We start from the raw sequence: 560 nt of genomic DNA on the forward strand, positions 1-560 counted from the left end.
AAGCTGGCCGGGTCGTCAACCGGCGCGGGCTAAATCTATCGCGAGCGACAGCGTTTGCCCTTCATCCTAACCCTTTCCCCGTTGAAACGGGGAGAGGGAATCTGCTCCGAGTTTGCCGCGCCGGAAGGCATTCGGTAGACGTTTGAGAAGGATGGGGACGGCGCCGCAAATCCCTTCTCCCCGTCACTACGGGGAGAAGATGCCGGCAGGCAGATGAGGGGCCCGGCACTGTCTGAAAATCACCCCCGAAACAAATACTGCTCCCGCGATTCCGGCTTCATCTCAATCGAGAACCCCGCCATCTTCGGCGGCATATAGGCCGCATCCTTGATCACGCAAGGATCAAAGAAATGTTCATGCAGATGGTCGACAAATTCGATCACCCTGCCCTCGATCACGCCCGACACGGCGACATAATCGATCATCGACAGGTGCTGCACATATTCGCAGAGCCCGACACCGCCGGCATGCGGCCAAACCGGCAGGCCGAATTTCGCCGCCATCAGCAGCACCGCCAGCACTTCGTTGAGGCCGCCCATGCGGCAGGCGTCGATCTGGAC

At 59.8% G+C, this 560-nt stretch carries 1 protein-coding gene; it reads right to left on the reverse strand.

The features are described from left to right. Nucleotides 1-239 precede the first annotated feature (239 nt). The coding region (locus AC1D0P_RS27590; RefSeq protein ID WP_477679642.1) for an enolase C-terminal domain-like protein at nt 240-560 on the reverse strand (321 nt) is incomplete at its 5' end.

Source organism: Polaromonas sp. P1_G2 (genome assembly GCF_056405515.1).